Consider the following 24104-nt stretch of genomic DNA (forward strand, 5'->3'; position numbering starts at 1 on the left):
ATTATAATATCTATATTTATTTCCTATAAATGTACTTAACCTAATTTTTTATGAAAAACGTTACTATTTTATCTGCTGTTGCAGTAATAGCATGTTTGGGACTTATCTTAGTTTCAGACATTCTTGGTACTTCAATTAACTCATCTAGTCTTGATGACCCCAATAACCAAAAAAAAGAATTAATTGTTAACAAATTGACATCTTCAGAATATGAAGAAATACCTGCTGTTTGTTTTGCCCCAGGAACTAGACAAGAATACATAGATCAATTTTATAGTAATAGAAATCCTTTTGGAAATAGTTTACAATTATCTTCCGAGATGCGTTTTAATCTTGCAGGAAGATGGCAAAGTACGGCTACAGACGGTGGTGGGCTTGGTCAAGGAGATGTTACTACCTTAACTTGGAGTTATGTTCCAGATGGAACAGCAATTGGTAATGGCGGATGTCAAGTTCCAGGAGAAAGTTCTTCAGGGAGTGATTTTATTGCATTTTTTAATGGAATATATGGGCCTCCGACGACAGCTGGGGATTTTACCACAGCACCTTGGCATCAACTATTTGTAGATATGTTTACATCTTGGTCAGATGTGTCTGGATTAAACTTTGTCTACGAGCCTAATGATGATGGAGCAACTAATGTAAGTACTGCAGGACAATTAGGAGTTCGTGGAGATATGCGTATTTCTGGAAGAGCGCTTGATGGTAATAGTGGTGTTCTAGCCTGTAATTATTTTCCAAATGCAGGTGATATGATAATTGATACCTCAGATAACTTTTTTGATAACAACGATACTACCAACGGAAACTTTAATGTACTTGCCCATGAAATAGGGCACGGTATTGGTTTGTTACACGTGTGTCCTGTAGAAGGTTCAAAATTAATGGAGCCTTTTGTAAACATATCTTTTTTTGGACAGCAGGAGGATGATATTTTAGGAGTAAATAGGCATTATGGTGATTTTGATGGTACAAATGATTCTTCAGCAGAGTCAGTTTTGCTAGGCTCAAATGCATTACCAACTACTTATGATGTTATACAAAGAAGTATCGATGATAATTCTGAAGTAGATTTTTTCTCTTTTACTATAAGTGAAGCAGCAACTTTTTCAGGTACCCTTTCGCCTACCGGAACTACATATTTAGAAGGAGTCCAGTTTTCTAGTGGTGCTTGTAGTTCAGGGTCGCCATTTAATGCACAAACAATTTCAAATTTAGAGTTTGAGCTCCTAGGTACTAATGGTACAACAATACTGGCAACTGGTTCTGGAAATGGCGCTGGAGTTGATGAAACAATATCAAATTTTACTCTCCCGCTAGCTGGAACTTATTTTGTTAGAGTTAGTCAAGAAGGTTCTTCAGTAGATAATGTACAGATGTATGACCTGAGTATAGATTTGGTTGCAACAACACCAATTAATACAGCACCATCTGCTACTGCACCTAGTGCACCAACTGTAAATGAAGATGATATAGATGTTGCATTGGCAAACAATATTCAAGTAAATGATGCTGAAGTGGATAGTCAAGTAGTCTCATTTACAATTACAGGAGGAGCTTTAACTATAGGTACAACAGGAATCACATTTGGAGGAAGTGGTAATGGTTCAGCAAGTTTTACCGCAAGTGGTACACTTGTAGATATTAATTCAGCTTTAGATGCTGCTACTTTTACACCAACTCCAGATCTAAATGGAACAAATGCTGGTAGTATATCTTTTATTAGCAATGATGGTTTAGAAAATTCAAATACTGCAACCGTTACTTTTGATATCGCAGCTGTAAATGATGACCCAACAATTACTTCATTGCCTTCAGATATTTCTGTATTAGAAAATGTAGCTTCAGATGTAGATTTATCTCAGGCACAATTTACAGATATAGATTCTGGAAGTAATGCAATAGATTTAACAATAACAGCAGGACAAGGAGATTTAGCAGCGGCTTCAGTAGGAGGAGTTACTGTTGGAGGGTCTGGTGGTACACTTATATTAACAGGTTCTGAAACTGCTATTGATAATTACTTAAATACGGCTTCAAACATTCAATATACAGGTCCTGTAGGACTTTCTGGTGATGATGCCACAACCTTAACGCTAGTAGCTAATGATGGAGGAAACTCTGGCTCTGGTGGAGGATTAGATGTAACACTAGGAACTGTAAATGTGGATATTTCTAGTTGTACAATATCTATAAGTTGTCCAGCAAATGTTACAGTACAATGTGATGAAAGTACAGACCCAGCAAATACAGGTACAGCAACTTCGTCAGGAACATGTACTTCTCAAAGTATCTCTTTTACAGATAGTGTAGCTAGTAGTACTGGAGTTATGACAATTACTAGAACATGGACAGTTACCAGCTCGTCTGGTGCACCATTAGAATGTGATCAAATAATTACTGTAGAAGATAATGACCTTCCATCTGTAGTTTGTCAAGACATTACAGTTCAGTTAGATGCAACGGGGAATGCAACTATTGTTGCTTCCCAAATTGATAATGGCAGTACAGATAATTGTGGTATAGATACAATTACTATTGATGTTACTAGCTTTAGTTGTTCAGACTTAGGAACTAATAATGTTACTTTAACAGTAACAGATTCATTTGGTAATGTAGATACATGTATTGCAACAGTAACTGTTGAAGATAATATAGACCCTGAGTTTAATCAAAGCTCATTACCAGATGATATGGAAGTAGTAGCAGATAGTGGAACTGGGGTATATACCTTAGAGGATTTTACAGTAGGTGTTATAGCAACAGACAATTGTGATGCAACACCATCTATTGTATTAGAGCAAAACCCTTTGCCCGGAACTGAGCTTGGGCTTGGCGTTTTTGATATAACTTTAACAGCTATTGATGGTTCTTTAAATGATGTAGATTACACTTTTGAACTTACTGTAGTAGAAGTTCTGGGAGTAGAGGAGAAAGACTTATCTACCTTACAACTTGTGCCAAATCCTATACAAAATAAGTTATCAGTTCTAAACCCTCAACTTTTAGAATTAGATAGTATATCTATTTACGATCTTGCTGGTAGGTTGGTTACAAAAGAAAACTTTGAAATATCTACTTCAGAAAAAACAGTAGACCTTACTCAATTGGATGCTGGAATGTATCTAGCTATAATTACATCTGGCGAAAAGCAAATGGTGACACAATTAATTAAGAAATAATAATAGATTACTTTATTAAAAACAAACTCCTCTCTATTTTTAGAGAGGAGTTTTATATTTACTTCCCAATACAGAAATTAGCAAAAATATTTCCTAATAAATCATCATTAGTAATCTCACCAGTAATTTCACCAAAGTAATAAAGTGCTTGTCTAATATCTATTGCTAATAAATCTCCGCTTAAATTTGCGTCTATTCCCACTTGTACTTTTTGGATTTCTTCTAATGCTTTTAATAGTGAATCGTAGTGACGCGTATTAGTGACTATCGTCTCATTATTTCTAAGAGCTCCAGTATTTACAAACTCTAATAGTGTGTTCTTTAGTTCTTCAACACCTTTCCCTGTTTTAGCTGAGACAGGTATTAAGGATGAGGTGTTGGGTATTAAGGATAATAGGTTTGAGGTTTCTTTTTCAGAAAGTTGGTCAACCTTATTAACCACTACAATTAAAGGTTTCTGTGGGTATTTGTTTTTAATTTTTTCAATTTCAACTTGTAAGTTAGACTTTGAGCCTTTTAATTCAATAGCACTAAACATCAAGATTACAACTTGACTATCTTTTATCTTCTCAAAGGTTTTCTTTATACCTAGTCCTTCAATAGTATCACTCGTTTCTCGAATACCTGCCGTGTCAATAAACCTAAAGCCAATACCCCCAATGCTTATTTCATCTTCAATAGTATCGCGTGTAGTTCCTGCTATATCACTAACAATAGCGCGTTCTTCATTTAAAAGTGAATTTAATAGGGTAGATTTCCCAACATTGGGTTCACCAACAATGGCAACAGGAATACCATTTTTAAGTACATTTCCTGTGGCAAAGCTATCTATAAGTCGTTTTAAGACATTGGTAATTCTTGTAATAAGTTTTTGAAACTCTTCTCTATTTGCAAACTCTACATCTTCTTCTGAAAAATCAAGTTCTAACTCAATTAATGATGCAAAGTTGAGTAATTCTTCTCTGAGTACTTTAATTTCATTGCTAAACCCACCTCGCATTTGCTGTATGGCTAATTGGTGAGAGGCTTCACTTTCACTTGCAATTAAATCGGCTACGGCTTCTGCTTGGCTTAAATCCATTTTTCCATTTAAGAAAGCACGTAGTGTAAATTCTCCAGCGGTTGCCATTCTGCATCCTTTTCGTAGACAAAGCTGAATTATCTCTTGCTGAATATAATTACTTCCATGACAAGAAAATTCTACTACATTTTCTCCAGTATAGCTATTAGGGTTTTTAAAAATGGTTGCTAGAACTTCATCAACTACTCTTGTACCATCCTTAATATGTCCTAAATGTACCGTATGTGTTTTTTGAGACGCTATATTTTTACCAGAAATTGAAACAAAGATGGCCGAAGCTATAGAAATAGCACCTTCTCCAGAAAGTCTAATCACAGCAATAGCACCAGCTCCTGCTGGTGTTGCTAGGGCAACTATAGTATCATTGTATTGCATAGGATGCAAAAGTACGAATTATAGTTGCCATAAAATAAAGTTGAAAAATCTGTAACATTGTGTAAGTTTATAGTACTAATAGGTTATACAAGTTACCGTAACAAAAATCAACCGCCTGTATTATGCAGCTTAAAAAATAAACACTATGGAAACAATACAACATACAGCAAAAAGAGTAGATAGGCAATTGCTAGTAATTACTCACTTATCGCAATTACTCACTTATATTACAGGTTTTGGAGGACTTATCGTTCCGCTTGTTATTTGGTTAAGTAAAAAAGATGATATTATTAATATGGATAAGCAGGGAAGAGACATAATTAACTTCCAGATAAGTATGATTCTTTGGGCTATTATTAGTATTCCGTTAATCTTTTTATTTGGGTTAGGAATATTAACACTAATTGCCGTTGGTATTTTAAGTTTTGTGCTTCCCATCGTTAATGCTGTTAGAGCAAGTGATGAGCAAGAACCAATTTATTTTATGACTATTAATTTTTTATAAATAATAATAAATATAACCATAAAAAAGCCCAGCAATTTTGCTGGGCTTTTAATTTATATCTTAGTTAACTACGCTTAGTTATTTAGCATCACAGGCATAACAAGCATAGTTACTTTTTCACCTTCATCTAGCCCATCTATTGGAGTTAAAATTCCTGCTCTATTAGGTAGGCTCATTTCTAGCGAAACTTCATCACTTGTAAGGTTGTTTAGCATTTCAGTTAAAAAACGAGAGTTAAACCCTATCTGCATGTCATCTCCTTGATAGTCACAGGTAAGACGTTCTTCTGCTTTGTTGCTATAATCAATGTCTTCGGCAGAGATGTTTAACTCTGCTCCAGCAATTTTTAAGCGTATTTGATGCGTAGTTTTATTACTAAAAATACTTACACGGCGTACACTATTTAAAAACTGATTTCTGTCTATGCTTAATTTATTAGGATTCTCCTTTGGAATTACAGCTTCATAGTTAGGGTATTTACCATCAATAAGGCGGCAAATCATTTCGGTATTATCGAAAATAAATTTTGCATTACTTTCATTATACTCAATTGTTACGTCTTCTTCACTTCCAGCTAAAATACCCTTTAAAAGATTTAGAGGCTTTTTTGGCATAATGAATTCAGCAGTTTGCCCCGCAGTAACATCCTCTCTTGTGTATTTTACTAATTTATGAGCGTCTGTAGCTACAAAGGTTAAACTTTCCGAAGAAAATTGAAAAAACACACCACTCATCACCGGACGTAAATCGTCATTTCCACTTGCGAAAATAGTTTTGCTTATGGCAGTTGCTAAAATATCACCTTGCACAATGGTAGTGGTTGGGTCTTTAAGTTCAACAGCACTTGGAAACTCTTCTCCAGATGCGTATGCTAAGGCATACTTACCGTGATTACTACTAATCTCAATAGTATTATTATCTTCAACAGTAAAGGTTAAGGGTTGCTCTGGAAAGGTTTTTAAGGTATCCAATAACAAACGTGCAGGAATACAAATACTTCCTTTTTCATTACTTTCTACATCTAATTTAGACGAAATAGTTGTTTCTAGATCTGATGCAGAAACCGTTAATGCATTACCATCTAATTGAAATAAAAAATGATCTAAAATAGGAAGGGTGTTGTTGGTGTTTATAATTCCACCAAGCACCTGTAATTGTTTTAATAAATATGAACTTGATACAATGAACTTCATCTACAGTATATTTTCAAAAAATGAATTATTAACCAGCCAAATTAAGGCATATAAAACAAAGATATCCCAAAACAGACGTATGTTAAAACAAACTTATTAACAGTTAGCGAGTGTATTTTCTTTTTCTGAGGTATTGAAATACAATTCCAAAAACAGCTAACAACCCTAATGGAAGTAGTAGGTTGAGGATTTGCCAAGTGTTTCGGTTTTGTGCAGTTTTTTGTGGGTCTAAAAAAGGAATAGAAATTTCTTTACTTCTAATGTTTATAAGTCCATCGTCATCAAGTAGGTAATTAATACAATTAAGTAAAAATTCTTTATTTCCGTAGAAGGTATTAGTAAGTTTATCGAAGCCTAATTCTAGAGGTCTATTTCTGTCAAACTGATTTTTAATAATATCACCATCACTAATTACTATCATTTGTGTAGCAACGCTTTCGGTTTTATCTACTGAAAGTTTAAAAGGCTTAATTCTATTTTTAAAAACAGATTCAAATTTTCCTTCTAACAATACTGCTAAGGGGATTTCACCTCCATCAAATTCTGAAGGTTTAGGCCCTTCATTTACAACTTTCAAATTTTCTGGAATTTCTTTATCAAAGTCTATTTGAAAAGGCAACCCAACTTTTTTACTTAATGGTGAAGTGGATAATAAAATAGTTTTCTTTATTGAATTAGGCAGCGTATCTATAGCACTAGCCTTATCAAATTTTACAGCTTCAATATTGGTTACAATAGGGTGATTACTACCACTAGCAGTTAACGGACTTAAAAACCAAGGATATTGATTGTACTGTGACTCGTTTTCTGTTCCACTTGCAAGTGTAATTGGAGCTGAATAAACGTCTTTTACTAGATTAGCATTTACACGCAGTCCATATTTAAAAAATAAGTCATTGAGGTTTAAGTCTTTTGGAAAAACATAGGTGTCTCCATTAATACTATCTATTTTAGTAGTTGTTTGCTCAAATAACCACAATGATTTGCCACCTGACATGGTATATTGGTCTAGCACATATTTTTCACTATCTGTAAATGCGTCTGTTGGTTTTGCTACGACTACCAAGTCATATTCTTTAAGTTGTGTATTTGTTCTTTGTGGTGTTTTAGCAACAGAGTCTAAAGTAAATGGAGCTATACGGTAGTATTCGCCTATGGTTTTTAAGAAATCTGCAATATTTCTATCTTCAAGCTCTCCATTTCCTTTCAGGATTGCAATTTTCTTTTCTTTAGGGTGTAAAAGTTTATTGAAACCATCAGTAAACGCATATTCTAAATTTTGAATTGATGCATTTACACGTTCTGGAGAAGTTGCTCCTAATTGATTAACCAATAAAGGTATTTTTACTGTTTTTTCGTTATAATATGCAAGTGCCCATGGATATACTAACTCTGTTGTTGTTTTTCCGTTTTCTTGTACAGCAACTTGAGCAGGCTTTATACCTAATTGAAACAATTGCGATTTAATTGCCTCAGGGTTTTCTTCGCCCTCTAATGGATTTAAAAACTCAAAAGAAATATTGCTATTATGGCTCTTAAACTCTTCTAGTAGTTGTTTTGTTTCAGTTTTTAATTTCTGAAATTCTGGCGGAAAATTTCCTTCTAAAAAAACATCAATAATGATGGGTGAATCTGCATCATAAATTATTTCTTTTGAAGCTTCAGAAAGTGTATAACGCTTATCTTGCGTAAGGTCAAAACGTTTATAAATGTAGTTACTAGCTAGATTTAAAATAATAAGTCCAGCTGCTACAAGAATGAGTTGAAGGCTATTTTTTTTACTGAAACTCATACCTCTTTCTTTAAATTAAAAACTGTGCAAAAAAGGAAAAAAACAGTCACACTCAAAAAATATAAAACATCTCTTGTGTCTAAAATACCTCTAGCAACACTATCAAAGTGGGCTTTCATTCCAAAGGAAGCTATAGCATAGCTGTTTAATAGAATTGCAAGAGCATCAAACGCGTAGTAAAAAATAAAACAAAGTAGTATGGCAACTATAAAAGCTACAATTTGGTTATTAGATAGTGTAGAAGCAAAAATACCTATAGCAGTATAAGCCAATATTAAAAATAGCAACCCTACATAAGACCCTATAGTACTACCAATGTCTAAATTACCTGGCGGATTGCCCAACCGTGAAATAGTTATAATATATAAAAAAGTAGGAACGACTGCTATTAAAATAAGTGCCAAAACGCCAATGTATTTTCCAAGCACAATGTTTTGTAGTGAAATGGGCTTGGTTACCAAAAGCTCCAAAGTACCCATCTTTTTTTCTTCACTAAAAGATTTCATAGTAACAGCGGGGACTAAAAAAAGTAGTACCCAAGGTGCTAGTAAAAAAAAAGAATCTAGAGATGCAAAACCTGCATCAAAAATGTTAAAATCACCATTAAAAACCCATAGAAAAAGCCCATTCATAACCAAAAAAACACCAATGACCAAATAGCCAATGGGACTTGAAAAAAAGCTTGATATTTCTTTGTAAATAATGGCTTTCATATTAATCTAATGTATGCAAGGTGTCAACACTCCAAGCTTGCGCCTTTTCAGTAAACATTGGTTTTGTAGTAGCCCAAACACCTTTAAATAACTCACTATTTCTATACGCTTCTAGTGATTGTGTGTCTTTCCAACGGCTGTATGTAAAAAAGATTGTATGGTCATTTTTATCTTGGTATAACTCTAAATACTCACAGCCATTAAAACTACGTATCTTCTCTTTAATAGTTTCAAAATTTGCAACAAATGTTGGAATATTGGCTTCACTAAACTTCATTTTTACAATTCGTGTAAACATACTTTTATTGAAAGATTTAAGATTCAAAATTTACTGAAATGGTATCTCTATATTCTAACCCAAACAATGAAGCTGCACTTCCTACGGTAGTTGGATTACTCTTGTATATTGCTAGTTCTAAATAATTAGAGGCATTCCAGAGAGCTAACTTTTTTCCGTCTTCTTCTCTTTTACCTTTTGGAATTTCAAAATTAATTGCATCACTATAATGTGTATGAACTTTTGTAAAACTTGCAGTACGAGCCATAATCTTAAACGTCCTTCCCTTACCAATAGTTTCAAAGATTGATTTTGTTATATTACTTACTACATTACCATAGTTGTCAATATATATTACATTTCCAATTATCTGGTTTTGTTGTTGATTAACAACTGGATTTAGACCAGTAAGCTCTTTTACTTCAGTAATTACTTTTCCAATAACTTCAAGAGTACCGCCTCTAGCAATATGGCAGGCAACTTTTACAAACACATCTAATGTGGGAAAGTTTGTTTCTACACGATCATGAATATTTATTTCTACTATTTTTTCAGGATTAATTTCATTAGTGAGCATAGAAATTATTCCATTGTTAGCGCACACAAAATAATGCCCGTCAAGTAATACAGCAATGTGTTTGTTTTCTGGGTTTAACTCACTATCAATACCTATGATATGTATGGTTCCTTTAGGAAAACTCTTATAGGCATTTTGTATAATGTAGGCTGCTTCAGTACTATGAAAAGGAGATACAGAATGAGAAATATCAACAATTCTAATTTCATCAAGTTCATTATAGATTGCCCCTTTAACTGCACCAGCAAAATGATCTTTTTCTCCAAAATCTGTGGTTAGGGTTATAATTGGCATTTATAATTGTTGATATTTTGTTAAAATCTACAACGCAAAAATAAGGTACTTTTGTATTAGTAAAAACTATATTTACTCTATAATCGGGATTTATACCTATTTCAACCTTTTAGAATAACTAAGAGGATAACTAAAGTAATATGTCTCGAGGTATAAACCTTATAAATACTCCGCTTTTGAACGAAATCATAATCGAACTTACAGAAATTAGCCCTAGAGATTTTTTTGGGCTTCAAAATGCAAATATTGATCTTTTAAAAAAATACTTTCCAAAGTTAAAAATAGTTGCCAGAGGTAGTAAAATTAAAGCCTATGGTGACGAAGAAATTCTTGAAGAGTTTGATACTAAACTTACCATGTTACTAGAGCATTTTGCAAAGTATAATAAACTAGATGAAAACGCTATAGAGCGTGTACTGCAAAGTCACAGCAAAGAGGACTATGAAACACCTGCGAGTAGTAATGAGATTTTAGTTCATGGAGTTAATGGTAAAAAAGTAAAAGCGCAAACAGCAAACCAACGTAAACTAGTTGAGAGGATGCGTAAAAATGATTTGGTTTTTGCCATAGGACCTGCTGGAACTGGAAAAACATATACTGGGGTTGCTTTGGCTGTAAAAGCATTAAAAGAAAAACAAGTAAAAAGAATTATATTAACTAGGCCTGCTGTAGAAGCAGGAGAAAATCTTGGATTTTTGCCTGGTGATTTAAAGGAAAAGTTAGACCCCTACATGATGCCTTTGTACGATGCTTTACGGGACATGATTGCTCCAGAAAAATTGGAATCCCATCTAGAAAAAGGAATTATTGAAATTGCACCGCTTGCATTTATGCGTGGTAGAACGTTAGATAATGCCTTTGTGATTCTTGATGAAGCACAAAATACAACTCATGCCCAAATGAAAATGTTTTTAACACGTATGGGAAAAAATGCAAAGTTTATGATTACTGGTGATCCAGGTCAAATAGATTTACCACGTCGTGTAATTTCAGGATTAAAAGAGGCACTTTTAGTTCTTAAAGATGTAGAAGGAGTAGGTATGATATACCTAGACGATAAAGATGTAATACGTCATAGACTTGTTAAAAAAGTAATAGCAGCCTATAAAGCAATAGAAAATAGAGACTAATAGTATGAGTAATACAATAACTGAAACAAACTTTAATTTTCCAGGTCAAAAAAGTGTGTATCGTGGTAAGGTAAGAGAAGTGTATACGCTGGAGAATGATTTACTTGTAATGGTTGCAACCGATAGATTAAGCGCTTTTGATGTTGTAATGCCTAGAGGAATACCTTATAAAGGGCAAATATTAAACCAGATAGCAACAAAAATGATGAAGGCTACTCAGGACATTGTCCCTAATTGGTTACAAGCTACTCCAGACCCAAATGTTGCTGTAGGAGAGGCCTGTGAGCCTTTTAAAATAGAGATGGTAATTCGTGGTTATTTAAGCGGTCACGCAGCAAGAGAGTATAAAGCAGGAAAGAGAATATTATGTGGTGTTGCTATGCCCGATGGAATGAAAGAGAATGATAAATTTCCAACATCAATTATAACTCCTGCTACAAAAGCTGAAAAGGGCGATCATGACGAAGATATTTCTAAGGAAGATATTTTAAATCGTAATATCGTTTCTGAAGAAGATTATAAACTACTTGAAGAATATACTTATAAATTATTTCAAAGAGGGACAGAATTAGCAGCCAAACAAGGTTTAATTTTAGTAGATACAAAATATGAATTTGGTAAAACCAAAGATGGAAAAATTGTACTAATAGATGAAATCCACACGCCAGACTCTTCGCGCTATTTTTACTCTGAAGGGTATCAAGAACGTCAAGATAAAGGAGAACCTCAGAAGCAACTTTCTAAAGAGTTTGTTCGTCAATGGCTAATAGCGAATAACTTTCAAGGATTAGAAGGACAAACGGTTCCTAAAATGTCAGATGATTATATTGCTACTGTTTCTGAAAGGTATATAGAACTTTTTGAAAATATTACTGGAGAAACTTTCATAAAAGAAGACATATCAAATATTCATAAAAGAATAGAGGATAATGTACTTTCATTTTTAACTTAAAATTGCTTTAACAATTTATTAAGTTTATTTGTTGAAGTTTGTGACTTTTTTAACAAACTGAATTTTCCTACGCTTCGTATGTGTTGTTGTATGCGTGTTGCATACATTTATTTAACCTAAATACATACTATGAAAAAAACTTTTACCCGAAATCTTTTTCTTTCGATTTCAATTCTTTTTGCTGCTGTAGCGTCTTATGGACAGTTTTCAGTAACAAACGCAAATGATAATGGTGCTGGTTCTCTACGTCAAGCAGTACTAGATGCTAATACGGCTATTGGGCCGAATACTGTAACATTTACAGGTAATTTTACAATAGACCTTACAACTGGAGTAATTGAAGTTACAGACGATATCACAATAACAGGAACTGGAGTAGGTCAAACAATAATAAACGGAAATACAAATGGTATATCACGTTTATTTTTATTTAGTGGTGGTTCTACCCATGCTATTACAGGTATTACATTCCAAAATGCTTCAAGTGACCTAAACGGAGGAGCAATAGCTGCAATTAGTGCTGGGACTCTATCAATTTCAACTTCAGAATTTTTAGGAAATTCAACACTTGGAACAGCAGGTGGTGGAGCTATATATTCAGAATCTACTAGTCTTGTAATAAGTGCAACAGATTTTGACTCTAACAGTGCAACAAATCCCAACGGAGGAAGTGGTGGAGCAATTTTGCAAGCTACAGCTGGAACACTTTCAGTAACCGATGGAAACTTTACCAATAATTCTTCTGCAAGAGCTGGAGGAGCAATTGAAGTAAATTCGCCAGATACAATTACAATTACTAATGGTGTTTACGATGCTAATTCAACTGGCACATCACCAGGAAACGGTGGAGCATTGCACATTACAGGTCCTGCAGACTCAAACATTACTGGAGCAACATTTACTAATAATGTAGCTGCTAGAGAAGGTGGGGCTTTATGGAATGGAAGTGGTATAATGACTATCACAGATGGTACTATCGATAACAACGATGCACAAGGACCAGCTGCAGATGATGGTGGAGGAGGTATATTTAATAATGGAGGTGATTTAGTAATTACTGGAAATCCTACAATTACAAATAATACAGCATCTGGAGCATCAGGCTCTGGTGGTGGAATATTTTCTTTAACACCAGGTACTTTATCAATAGACGGAATTACAATAGCTAACAATACGGCAAATAGAGCTGGTGGAGGAATTGAAGTAAATTCTGCTGCTGGTGAAACATACGATTTTGCTAATGTAACTTTAGACGGAAACACAATAGGAACAGCTGCCCCAGGAAATGGTGGAGGGTATCATATTTCTGGTCCCGGAGATACAAACTTTATAGGTGGTTCTGTAGTTAACAATATTGCAAATGAAGGTGGTGGACTATGGAATGGAAGTGGTGTTATGAATGTAACAGGAACTACATTCACAAACAATACTGCTATTGGACCTAATACTGGTGGTGGCGCATTATTTAATAATGGCGGTACTCTTAATGTAGATGCTACAACAATGCTTTCTGCAAATATCGCAATGGGTGCTACTCCAGGGGGTAGAGGTGGTGCTATCTTTAATAATACAGGAGGAACTTTAACTTTAGCTACTGGCGCAACTATCTCAGGTAACTATGCAAGTAGAGCTGGTGGAGCGATAGAAGACAGTTCTGGAAATACACTTATTCTTGACGGAGTTACTATGACAGGAAATTCTGCTGGTGTTGATATAGGGTTGGGAACAATGGCAAACCCTGGAAATGGTGGTGCTGTACATTTATCAGGAACTACGAGTGCAACTATTACAGGTGGTACAGTATCTGGTAACTTAGCAGCCTTAGAAGGTGGTGGATTATGGAATAATGCCGGTACAATGGAAATAGATGGTACTATTATTGACGCTAATGTTGCAAACGGAGCTGCTGCCAACGAAGGTGGTGGTGGACTATTTAATAATGGTGGTACAATGACCGTTACCAATGCAACGATATCCAACAACGTAGCTGATGGAGCAGCAGGTTCTGGAGGTGGAATTTTAAATGACTCTGGAATACTTAGTGTTTCTGAAACTACTTTATCTGGAAATTCTTCAGTAAGAGCTGGAGGTGGAATTGAGGATAATTCTGTTGCTGGTAATACATTGATGTTGACAAATGTAGACTTTACAAATAATAATACAGCTTCTGCTCCTGGAAATGGAGGAGGATTGCATATTACAGGTCCTGGCGATTCTATGATAATAGGAGGAACTGCTTCTGGAAACACAGCTTCTCTAGAAGGTGGAGCATACTGGAATGGATCTGGAGTTATGACAATGGATGGAACAACTGTAGATGGAAATACTGCTAGTGGAGCTGCTGCTAACGAAGGTGGTGGAGGTATTTTTAATAACGGAGGCACATTAAATGTTGTTAATGCTACAATAACCAATAATAATGCTGATGGAGCTGCTGGTTCTGGAGGTGGAATATTAAATGATAGTGGATCACTTTCAGTTACAGATACTGAGATTTCTGGAAATACATCAATAAGAGCTGGTGGTGGTATTGAAGTGGCCTCAAATGGAGGTACTACAACACTTACTAATGTAGACTTACTTAATAACAGTACAGCTTCTGCGCCAGGAAATGGTGGAGGGTTACATATTACAGGTGCTGATAATAGTACAATTATTGGAGGTATCGTATCTGGTAACACAGCTTCTCTTGAAGGAGGAGGCCTTTGGAACGGAAGTGGAACTATGACTGTTAGTGACACTACTATAGACGGCAATACAGCAAGTGGAGCTGCTGCTAACGAAGGTGGTGGAGGTATATTTAATGCTGGTGGGACACTTACTGTTAGCAATGCAACTATATCAAACAATATAGCCGATGGAGCTTCTGGTTCTGGAGGTGGAATATTAAACGATATGGGAGTGTTAACTGTTACTGGAACTATATTTAATGGTAATACGTCAATTAGAGCAGGTGGAGGTATTGAAGATAACTCAATGGCTGGAAATATGTTGACACTTACAAATGTAACTATGACTGGAAATGAAACTGGAGCTGCACCTGGAAATGGTGGTGGTTTGCATATTACAGGACCAGGTGATTCTACGATAACAAATGGTTCATTTTTTAGTAACACAGCTGCTTCTGAAGGAGGAGGTTTATGGAATGGATCTGGTGTTATGACAATAGATGGTACTTTAGTTAGTGCAAATACAGCAAATGGAGCTGCCGCAGATAATGGTGGTGGAGGTGTATTTAATAATGGAGGTACATTAAACATTGTAGATGCTACAATTGAAAATAATATAGCTGATGGAACTTCTGGTTCAGGAGGTGGATTATTAAGTACTGCAGGAGATGTTACAATTACAACAACTTCTTTTGACTCAAATGCTGCCAATAGAGCAGGAGGTGCAATTGAAATTATTGACGGTAATATGACATTTACAGATTCTGAAATGATAAATAATGATGTAAACGGAACAGCGGGTGCTGCCGCTCCTGGAAATGGAGGAGGACTACATGTTACCGGAATGAGTGGATTAATTGAAATTATTAGCTCAACTATATCAGGTAATGAAGCTGCTAGAGAAGGTGGTGGATTATGGAATCAAAGTGGAACTACAATGAATGTGAGCTTATCTACAATAGACGCAAATAGTTCATTTGGAACAGCTGCAGATGATGGTGGAGCAGGTATCTTTAATAATGGAGGAATCTTAAATGTTGCTACATCTACTATTTCTAATAATGCATCAGACGGTGCTGGAAGTAATGGTGGAGGAATTCATAATGGAGCAGGTGGTGAAACTACAATTACTGTTTCTACTATATCTGGTAATACTTCTGCTGGTGGTGGAGGTGGAATTGCGAATATTGGAACTAGTACTTCTGTAAATGCTTCTACTATTGCATCAAATACTGCAGATGCATCAGGAGGTGGTATCTTTAGCGGAACAACAACAGAACTTAAAAACTCTATTGTAGCATTAAATACTGCAACTGTTAATGGTGCTGATGTGGCTGGAACATTTACTTCATCTAATTACAATTTAATTGGTACAGATGATACAAATGCTTTCCCAGAGGTTGCTAATGATATTGAAGAAGTAGACCCTATGGTAGGACCATTACAAGATAACGGAGGAACAACTCTTACGCATGCCTTATTAGAAGGTTCTCTAGCTATAGATGCTGGTGATCCAGCTGATACGTTTACTGATCAAATAGGTCAAACAATTGTTGGAGTTAGAGATATTGGAGCATTCGAGTCAGACTCTGTATTAGGGATTGATGACATTACTGAAAATGGAAGTGGTATCTTAATTTATCCAAATCCATCAAGAGGAGCAACAACTATAGATATTCCTGATACGTTTGGAACTTCAATAGATGTTACTGTTATAGAAATAGGTTCTGGTAAAGTGGTTGAAAGCTTTACTAGTACTGTAGGAAGAAATCAAGTTGATTTTAATGATTTAGCAAATGGAATTTATGTAGTTAACATAATTTCTGAAGGTGCAACATCATCACACAAGTTGATAATTTCTAAATAAATAGAACCAAACACTAATTCATTTTAAAGGGTTGCCAATTGGCAACCCTTTTTATTTCTGTTTATTAAAGGAGTAAACATATCCAAGACTTGCCTCAGTAAAATCTGCTTGACCAAGGTTGGAGTTTATATGCATTCCTAGGTAGATATTATGCTTTGGTACTTTATTAGTTCCTATTAAGTAATACTTTAAGCCCATTCTGGCAGAAATGTACTGCTTTAATTTATACTTAGTATCAAATTCTCCAAGTACAATATTGCTGTCTTCGGGTATTTCTCGTGGAACAAACTCCCATCCTTGATTTATACGCCAATCTATTTTATAAGCGGGTTTATGTATGTTGAATGCTAACTGTAAATCGATACCTACGTGGTTTAATAAAATTTCACCATTTACAAAAACTCCAAAAGCACTTGCATTCCAAAAAGGGGTATCTCTTAAATGATTAAACTCTCTACCATCCTGCACTAAAGATTCATTATTTTTTATATAATCATAATAATGTTGATAATATCTATAATAAAACCCTCCACCAATTTTATATGTTTTGTTATAAACTTTACCATAGTTAAGGGTTAGTGTATATACTCCTTTTTGTTCGTTAAATGGATTTGGTTTTCCCAAGACGTTAATACCAAAACCTGTTCTAATGCCAAAGTAATTATATGCAGTTTTAGTATCATTATTATTAGTCTCTATAGGTTCTCTAAGGCTTTTGTTTCTTTTTATGTCAGCAGAAAGGCTAACTAAAAAGGAGTTTAATCCTTGATTGGGTAATCTTGTATGTCCATTAGAATGATGAAAATATCCAGCTCCAATTCTCCAATCTATGGTTTTAGTTTTTAGAAAATTATAATACATGAAAAGCCTAAATGACCATACAATATCTGTTGTGATGGCTTTGTTGTTAGGGTTTGTTTCTGGATTAAGTTTTTTTGTAAAATAAGAGCCTCCAGTACCTACCAATAATTTTAGGTTTTCTTTTTTAAAAGCGTTGAACTCAATAAACGGCATAACTGTAATCGCACTACCTAGGCTATCATTATTGCCAAAATTAGTATAGCCTAAGCTTAGCCCTGTTCTTGGCTTTTTCAATTGCTTGGCCCATTCTTGATTGTTATTTTTATTATCCCAACCTAGGTTTAAAATAGTTTGCAATTGTGGATTTCTTTCTGGAAAATTTTCATTTGCTTCAGCAGAAATACCTACCATTAATTCTGGAGTAAGAATGAGGTTGCTATTAGTTTTTTTTTCTTCAGTTTGAGAAAAAGAAATTAAACCAGTAAGAAATATAAAAGTGGTTAGTAGTTTTTTCATTTCAAGACGCAAGAAACAATTTATCTGTTGATTTTAAAAATTTAGAAGTACCTTGAGGCTATATTTGTTTTATAATATGCTGGAAAATATAGATAGGTTTATTTCAGAAATGTCCTCATTGGCCTGGGGATTACCACTATTAATATTACTAATAGGAGGGGGGCTTTATCTATTGATAAGAGTGCGTTTTTTACCTTTTCTTTATATTGGACATGCTATAAATGTGTTAAGAGGAAAGTATGACAACCCTAACGATGATGGAGAAATAACTCATTTTCAAGCTCTTACTACAGCTTTGTCTGCTACGGTAGGTATGGGTAATATATCCGGTGTTGCAGTTGCAATAACTATTGGAGGTCCTGGGGCTGTTTTCTGGATGTGGGTTAGTGCTGTAATTGGTATGTCTACAAAGTTTTTTACAGCTTCACTTTCAGTAATGTACAGAGGAAAAGATTCTAATGGACAGTTACAAGGTGGCCCTATGTATTTTATTACCGAAGGGCTTGGAAAACATTGGAAGCCTCTTGCAGTATTTTTTAGTATTTGTGGCCTCGTTGGTGCATTGCCAGTCTTTAATGTGAACCAATTAACACAGGCGTTTAATGATATTATACTGGTGCCCTCTGGAGTTACTATTAGCTTTACTAGTAATTTAATTGTGGGTTTCATTTTAGTAGGTATTACTTCCGTAGTAATATTAGGCGGGTTATCACGAATTAGTAAGACGGCTTCAAAACTCGTTCCTGCTATGGTAGTACTCTACTTTGTCATGGTATTATTAATCTTAGCGACAAATTTTGAAAATGTACCTAAGTACTTTTCAATGATATTTACCGATGCTTTCTCTGCTTCTTTTTATAAAGGAGACTCCTTTTTAGGTGGAGTAGTAGGAGGACTTATTCTATTAGGAATAAAGAGGGGAGCTTTTTCTAACGAGGCAGGTATTGGTACTGCACCTATGGCTCATGGAGCTGCAAAAACAAAAGAGCCTATACGTGAAGGACTAGTAGCTATGTTAGGACCAGCAATAGATACCCTTATAGTGTGTACACTTACTGCATTGGCAATACTGGCAACTGGAGTTTGGCAATCTACAGAGGCTAATGGAGTAAGCTTGACTGCCAATGCTTTTGAGGAAGGAGTTCCAGCAATTGGGAAATACGCATTAATGTTATGTGTCGCTGTATTTAGTATATCTTCCCTATTTTCATATTCTTATTATGGAACAAAATGTATGTCTTTCTTATTTGGTGCAAAACATAAAGAGAAATATAATTATATCTATATAGTTAGTATTATAATTGGAGCCACGACTTCCTTGAGTATGATGATTAATTTAATTGATACATTCTTTGCCTTAATGGCAATACCAACAATGATTAGCACAATAATTTTAGCGCCAAGAGTAGTTAAAAAGGCAAGAGAATATTTTTCAAGCTTAAAAAAAGTTAATTAATACTGTCTAATACTTTTTGTAGCAGAGTAGTTAATTTCTTCGCTCCAGCTGGGTTGAGGTGATTGTGATTTCTATAATCACCAGCTGTAAAAAGCAAGGTATCTTTTTCTGAATCAAGTACATTAATTTTTGGATATTTACTTGTAATGGTGTTTAAGAAACTATCCCGTCTTTGAACGATATGTTTATTCCTTTTAGCTAAGTAGGTTTTGTATGTAGGTGGTTTTACTAGTATTATTGAAAGATTTTGACTTTTTAAAAATTGTATAATCTTTTCAAAAAATAGAGTGTTTTTCTTGAAAGTTATTTTGTCTTGCTTGTTTCTTAGCGCATTAACTTTAAGGTCTTTAATCTTTTGAATGTTGTAATTAAGATCTTTAAAAGTACCTGAGTAATTTAAAGTATCAAACGCATACTCATTATAGCCCTTACTTTTATTTAAATAGTAGTCCTTTATTTCAAAATAATATAAAGCAGTATTAGAAATAAATAACAATGAGTCTGTTGGGTAAGTCTTTCTATTAAAGTTGTTTACCTTATAATATTTAAGATAAATATTATTTTTCCAAAAATTTGGTCCGTTATGTGGCACTTCAAAGTGAGCATAAGAAACCTCAAGTACAACTGTTGCTAAATTAGGTAGCTTTTGTATAACTTTTTTTAGAATATTAAAGTCTGAGTCGTGATGTTGTCCTGGTGATGAAAGATTTATTGAAAGATCGTCTAGATAAATAGGATTAATTCCGTTAGTTAATTGTGAGGATCCTAATACTATTGTCTTAATTTCATTTTGCTTCCTAGAAAGCAACTCGCTATTAATCTTATGCTTATTTTGGGTTTTAGTGGCCAAAACTTCAGCAAACACCATCAATAAAAGTAATGGGATGAAGAATATTAATAGATATTTTAGTAGTCTTTTCTGCATTTTAAAATTGGAAGTAAATAAAGGGCTCCTCAACTGTATTGAACCTTATAATTAGTAATATAATTAAGTAGTAAACTCCCCACCTTAGTGGTCTCGACAATTTTTCTTCTAATTTTTCAAGAGGAAATTGTTTTTGCTTGGTATAAACTTCAGCAATTATTAATACAAAAAGGAAGACAATTTTTAAACCAATTAGAATACTTAGATTATTATCTTCAGTAAAGCTAAATATTCTTGATACTATAGTATAAACATCACCAATGTTTTGAGCCCGAAAAACCAAAGAAACCATCGCGGCAATAAAAAGAAAATATAATAGAGATAAAGTTCTAGGGATTTTATATAATTTTTTCTGAAGTGTATCACCATTTTTAAACTTTATAATTCTTTCTGAAAGTAATATTAATCCGTTTAAAACTCCAAAAGCTAAAAAAGTATAGTTTGCACCATGCCAAACCCCAACCAGACTCATTGTTAGCATTAACCCTAAGGAATAAGCAAATCTTGTTTTTTTTCTGAATTTTTTAATAAAGGGTAGGTAAACGTAATCTGTAAACCAATTAGTTAATGTAATATGCCATCTTTGCCAGAACTCAGTAATACTTGTAGATAAATATGGAATATTAAAATTTCTACTTAGCTTAAAACCAAAAAGTTTTGCTGTACCTATAGCTATGTCTGTATAGCCAGAGAAATCACAATAAATCTGAAAGAAAAATAATAATGATCCATAAAGTAACATTACTGTCCCGTAGCTCTCAGGATTATCAAAAACTAAACTAACACCAACTCCAAGTTTGTCTGCAACTAGAATCTTCTTAAACAACCCCCATAGAATTTGTCTAAGACCTTCTTTAGAAGATTGTAAATTAAAGCTTCTAGTTTTTTCAAATTGTGGCAATAACTTTTTAGCTCTTTCTATAGGACCTGCTACTAGCTGAGGAAAAAAACTAACAAAGCACAAAAAATTTAAAATGTTCTTTGTTGGCTGTATTCTTCCTCTATAAATATCAATAGAATAACTTAGTGTTTGAAACGTATAAAAACTTAGCCCTACAGGAACAATAACATTCCAAATACTTATTTCAGAAGAACTTCCAATTAAAAACTTAAACTCTTCTATAAAAAAATTGAAATACTTAAAAGTAATTAGTACACCAATGTTCCAGAAAACACTAGTTGCTAGCAGCCATCTTTTTCGGTTTTGCGTTTTACTTTTTGAAAGTAAAATCCCAATAGAAAAGTCAAGTAATGAACTAGCTACAAGAAGCCCTAGAAACCTCCAATCCCATAGTCCGTAAAAAACGTATGAAGCTAGAAGTAATAAAAAATTTTGAAATACTCTTCTTTTAACTCCTACAGACCAATATAAAGCGTAGACTATTACTAGAAAAATACCAAATTCTATAGAATTAAATAACACTAATTGGGGATATTAGGGTGTAAATATAAGCCTACAATATAATAGCTTTTAATGGGTTAACTGCCAGTAATTCTATTTAAAATAGCTGAAAGTTTCCCCATCCTTAATTTTTAAAAGAGACTCATATATTAATTTTATAACATTTTCAACATCATCTCTATGAACCATTTCTACTGTTGTATGCATATAACGCAATGGAAGAGATATTAATGCACTAGCAACTCCACTATTGCTATAGGCAAATGCATCAGTATCAGTACCAGTTGCTCTAGAGAGTGCAGCTCTCTGAAAAGGAATTTTTTTAGCTTCAGCAGTATCAGTAATTAAATCTCTTAACTTTTGTTGTACAGCAGGAGCGTAGGCAACAACAGGACCAGCGCCAATTTCTGCTTGACCTTGTTTTTTCTGGTCAATCATAGGAGTCGTGGTGTCATGCGTTACATCCGTTACAATTGCTACATTAGGTTGAATTCTTTCAGCAATCATCTGTGCACCTCGTAATCCAATTTCTTCTTGTACAGAGTTTGTAATATAAAGCCCAAATGGTAATTCTTTTTTATTCTCATGTAAAAGTCTAGCAACTTCAGCAATCATAAAACCACCCATTCTGTTGTCTAAGGCTCTACAAACAAACTTATCATTATTTAGGATATGAAACTCATCTGGATAAGTGATAACACATCCTATATGAATTCCCATTTCCTCAACTTCTTTTTTATCTTTTGCTCCTACGTCAATAAAAATATTATTAGGTTTAGGAGGCTCTTCTTTAGATTTATTTCTAGTATGGATAGCAGGCCATCCAAAAACCCCTTTTTTTATTCCCTTTTTTGTGTGAATATTCACAATTTTTGATGGTGCAATCTGGTGATCACTGCCTCCATTTCTTACAACATAAAGCAAACCATTATCACTAATATAATTAACGTACCAAGAAATTTCATCGGCATGACCCTCAATAACTACTTTGTATTTCGCTTTAGGATTTATAACACCAACAGCGGTACCATAAGTATCTGTTATAAAATCATCAACATAAGGCTTCAAGTAATCCATCCATATTTTTTGCCCATCCCATTCATATCCAGTTGGAGCAGCATTGTTTAAATAGTTTGTTAAAAATTTTATAGAATCTTTTGTTAGGATAGATTTTGCCATGATGTATTTTTTGAAATTTGCTCAAAATTAGCAATTTATTAGTAACAAGCTATAGGTATTTATTTAATTTTGGAACGATTTTAGTTTATATTTTAAAAATTATTGATGAATAAACTTTTTTACATATATATACTTATTTCTATTGCTTTTACTTTTAATTGCTTTGGACAATACCCAGAGAATTATCAAGAAAAGCAAGACAGTACACAAACCTTTTACTATATAGTTAAAGGTGACACAATTCCCAGAGAGTTTATTGGTCTTGAAGAAGTTATATTACTCAGTAAACTAGAATTTAACTCAAAAGAAGATCGCCGTAGATATTTAATACTAAGGCGTAAAACTCGTAAAGTCTATCCATACGCAAAGCTAGCAGCAGAGAGATTAACAACAATGACGGAACGCCTTAAGTCTATAGATAATAAGAGAGATAAAAGACGTTACACCAAAAGAATTCAAAAATATATAGAGGAAGAGTTTTCGGAAAAGCTTAAAAAACTAACAAGAACAGAAGGACAAATACTTGTTAAACTCATTCACCGTCAAACAGGAAGAACCGCATTTGCTTTAGTAAAAGAACTCCGTACAGGTTGGAGAGCTTTTTGGTATAATACAACAGCAAATATGTTTGATATTTCAATTAAAGAAGAATACAAGCCATTTACCGTAAAAGAAGACTATTTAATAGAAGATATTTTAGAACGCTCATTTCAATCCAACATACTCGAACGCCAAAAACCAGCTTTTAATATTGATTATTTAGAACTCACTAGTAAGTGGAACCAGAAAAGTAAAGAAAAAAAATAGTTTTTGTTTGCGTAACTATTTCAAAACAATTACTTTAGTTGTCTGCTCTTTTATTTTTTAAGATTATTTTTAATTGCCTTAGGTGTTTTACTTCGCTTTTTTAAAGCTGCGTGAATGCACTTTTAGCTATTTATTTTTTGTTTTTGTATCAAAAAATGATACCCCTTCAATCTGCTCATGCATTTTTTTTAAAGTGTAATTGTAGCATTTTCAAGGTCTTAAAAGAAATCAAAAAAAAAGGTGTAATTTTTTTTAAAAATGTTTTGGTGAAGTGAATTAAATGATTGTATATTTGCACCCGCTTAGCAAAACAGCTACGGTCTTTTAAAAAAGTGATTTGGTAATAAAAAAACGGTTCAATTCCGTTATCACTACAAAATAAAATTTGCATTGTATTAGATGTAAATTTTT

Annotated in this window: 17 protein-coding genes; 7 read left to right on the forward strand and 10 right to left on the reverse strand. The window is 33.9% G+C overall.

The features are described 5' to 3' along the window. The first annotated feature begins 50 nt into the window (after window positions 1–50). On the forward strand, window positions 51–3182 hold the full coding sequence (locus tag RM538_RS11600; protein WP_311333607.1) for a T9SS type A sorting domain-containing protein: 3132 nt from the start codon (window positions 51–53) through the stop codon (window positions 3180–3182). A 58-nt stretch (window positions 3183–3240) separates the two neighbouring features. Here RM538_RS11600 and mnmE read toward each other — a convergent pair whose 3' ends face one another. Continuing rightward, a complete protein-coding gene (gene mnmE / locus RM538_RS11605) occupies window positions 3241–4638 on the reverse strand; it encodes a tRNA uridine-5-carboxymethylaminomethyl(34) synthesis GTPase MnmE (RefSeq protein WP_311333608.1) in 1398 nt (465 codons plus the stop codon). 145 nt (window positions 4639–4783) lie between these two features. On the opposite strand from mnmE, the gene RM538_RS11610 reads away from it, so the two are divergent. After that, window positions 4784–5143, forward strand: coding sequence for a DUF4870 domain-containing protein (locus RM538_RS11610; RefSeq protein WP_311333609.1), 360 nt, complete (start codon window positions 4784–4786; stop codon window positions 5141–5143). A gap of 74 nt (window positions 5144–5217) precedes the next feature. Here the strand turns inward: RM538_RS11610 and dnaN are convergent, their stop codons facing one another. The 5 genes from dnaN to RM538_RS11635 all read right to left on the reverse strand — a co-directional run bounded on the left by dnaN (window position 5218) and on the right by RM538_RS11635 (window position 9989). Further along, complete coding sequence (dnaN, locus tag RM538_RS11615) at window positions 5218–6336, reverse strand: DNA polymerase III subunit beta (protein ID WP_311333610.1); 1119 nt, start codon at window positions 6334–6336, stop codon at window positions 5218–5220. A 103-nt stretch (window positions 6337–6439) separates the two neighbouring features. Then, the gene (gldG, locus tag RM538_RS11620; protein ID WP_311333611.1) at window positions 6440–8128 is read right to left on the reverse strand and encodes a gliding motility-associated ABC transporter substrate-binding protein GldG; all 1689 of its coding nucleotides are present in this window, start codon (window positions 8126–8128) and stop codon (window positions 6440–6442) included. After that, window positions 8125–8841: a gliding motility-associated ABC transporter permease subunit GldF gene (gldF, locus tag RM538_RS11625; protein ID WP_311333612.1), complete on the reverse strand. Its 717-nt coding sequence runs from the start codon at window positions 8839–8841 to the stop codon at window positions 8125–8127. Before gldF ends, gldG begins: the two co-directional genes overlap by 4 nt. 1 nt (window position 8842) lies before the next feature. Continuing rightward, window positions 8843–9139 carry a putative quinol monooxygenase gene (locus RM538_RS11630; protein ID WP_311333613.1) on the reverse strand — a complete coding sequence of 99 codons (297 nt, stop codon included), beginning with the start codon at window positions 9137–9139 and terminating at the stop codon, window positions 8843–8845. Between the two features lie 16 nt (window positions 9140–9155). After that, complete coding sequence (locus RM538_RS11635; RefSeq protein ID WP_311333614.1) at window positions 9156–9989, reverse strand: SAM hydrolase/SAM-dependent halogenase family protein; 834 nt, start codon at window positions 9987–9989, stop codon at window positions 9156–9158. A gap of 176 nt (window positions 9990–10165) precedes the next feature. On the opposite strand from RM538_RS11635, the gene RM538_RS11640 reads away from it, so the two are divergent. From RM538_RS11640 to RM538_RS11650, 3 genes are all read left to right on the forward strand, one after another. Then, window positions 10166–11119 carry a PhoH family protein gene (locus tag RM538_RS11640; protein WP_311333622.1) on the forward strand — a complete coding sequence of 318 codons (954 nt, stop codon included), beginning with the start codon at window positions 10166–10168 and terminating at the stop codon, window positions 11117–11119. Window positions 11120–11123: 4 nt separating this feature from the next. Beyond that, window positions 11124–12071, forward strand: coding sequence for a phosphoribosylaminoimidazolesuccinocarboxamide synthase (locus RM538_RS11645; RefSeq protein WP_311333615.1), 948 nt, complete (start codon window positions 11124–11126; stop codon window positions 12069–12071). A 129-nt stretch (window positions 12072–12200) separates the two neighbouring features. After that, window positions 12201–16607, forward strand: coding sequence for a beta strand repeat-containing protein (locus RM538_RS11650; RefSeq protein WP_311333616.1), 4407 nt, complete (start codon window positions 12201–12203; stop codon window positions 16605–16607). A gap of 51 nt (window positions 16608–16658) precedes the next feature. Here RM538_RS11650 and RM538_RS11655 read toward each other — a convergent pair whose 3' ends face one another. After that, window positions 16659–17924 carry an acyloxyacyl hydrolase gene (locus tag RM538_RS11655; protein ID WP_311333617.1) on the reverse strand — a complete coding sequence of 422 codons (1266 nt, stop codon included), beginning with the start codon at window positions 17922–17924 and terminating at the stop codon, window positions 16659–16661. 76 nt (window positions 17925–18000) lie between these two features. Between RM538_RS11655 and RM538_RS11660 the strand changes: the two genes are divergently transcribed. Then, window positions 18001–19380: an alanine/glycine:cation symporter family protein gene (locus RM538_RS11660; RefSeq protein WP_432279810.1), complete on the forward strand. Its 1380-nt coding sequence runs from the start codon at window positions 18001–18003 to the stop codon at window positions 19378–19380. On the opposite strand, the gene RM538_RS11665 is transcribed toward RM538_RS11660, so the two are convergent. From RM538_RS11665 to RM538_RS11675, 3 genes are all read right to left on the reverse strand, one after another. Continuing rightward, window positions 19373–20305 (reverse strand): hypothetical protein, encoded by a 933-nt coding sequence (locus RM538_RS11665; protein WP_311333618.1) that lies wholly within the window; start codon window positions 20303–20305, stop codon window positions 19373–19375. The two genes, RM538_RS11660 and RM538_RS11665, sit on opposite strands and share 8 nt — an antisense overlap. Window position 20306: 1 nt before the next feature. After that, complete coding sequence (locus tag RM538_RS11670; protein WP_311333619.1) at window positions 20307–21728, reverse strand: MBOAT family O-acyltransferase; 1422 nt, start codon at window positions 21726–21728, stop codon at window positions 20307–20309. Between the two features lie 72 nt (window positions 21729–21800). Beyond that, window positions 21801–22886 (reverse strand): M42 family metallopeptidase, encoded by a 1086-nt coding sequence (locus RM538_RS11675; RefSeq protein ID WP_311333620.1) that lies wholly within the window; start codon window positions 22884–22886, stop codon window positions 21801–21803. Window positions 22887–22991: 105 nt separating this feature from the next. On the opposite strand from RM538_RS11675, the gene RM538_RS11680 reads away from it, so the two are divergent. After that, entirely contained in the window at window positions 22992–23693 is a 702-nt protein-coding gene (locus RM538_RS11680; protein ID WP_311333621.1) for a DUF4294 domain-containing protein, read from the forward strand. The last annotated feature ends 411 nt before the right edge of the window (window positions 23694–24104 follow it).

The organism is Patiriisocius hiemis (genome assembly GCF_031846325.1).
GTDB lineage: Bacteria > Bacteroidota > Bacteroidia > Flavobacteriales > Flavobacteriaceae > Patiriisocius_A > Patiriisocius_A hiemis.